Origin of the sequence: Vibrio sp. 10N.261.52.A1 (genome assembly GCF_002876325.1) — a bacterium.
In the GTDB taxonomy this organism is placed as follows: domain Bacteria; phylum Pseudomonadota; class Gammaproteobacteria; order Enterobacterales; family Vibrionaceae; genus Vibrio; species Vibrio chagasii.
In genome coordinates this window covers 1-509 of the sequence record NZ_MCYD01000218.1, presented here as the reverse complement: position 1 = coordinate 509, position 509 = coordinate 1, and the positions used below count along the sequence as shown (strand labels likewise).

Annotated in this window: 1 protein-coding gene; it reads right to left on the bottom strand. The window is 44.2% G+C overall.

Annotation, left to right across the window (positions count from 1 at the left end):
* Window positions 1–509 (bottom strand): anaerobic ribonucleoside-triphosphate reductase (gene nrdD, locus BCT81_RS02850; protein ID WP_277869789.1); only part of this gene is annotated, 509 nt, incomplete at both ends.

The following is a 509-nucleotide window of genomic DNA, read 5'->3' as shown; positions in this document are numbered from 1 at the left end:
CTTCATGTACTCCACTAGCTCAAGCGCTTTAGCACGCATTTCGCTATCGTCGTACAAGTGAACTTCAGTGCCGTAAAGTGCAGTCATCGCTTCATGGATACCAATGTAACCAAGAGAAACAGAAGCACGGCCGTTCTTGAAGATATCTGCAATTGAATCATCAGCTTTCAAGCGAACGCCACATGCACCTTCCATATATAGGATTGGAGCAACACGTGCCTTCACATTTTCTAGACGAGAAATACGAGTTTCTAATGCGCGACGAGCAAGCTTTAGTTTTTCATCAAGCAACTCGTAGAACTTCGCCATATCTTGTTTTGCGTTGATCGCAATACGTGGCAAGTTCAAGCTCACAACACCTAAGTTGTTACGACCTTCATGGATAAGCTCGCCGTTTTCTTCGTATGTATTCAAGAAGCTACGGCAACCCATAGGTGTTTTGAATGACCCTGTCACTTCTACTACCTTGTCGTAGTTAAGAATGTCTGGGTACATACGTTTAGACGCAC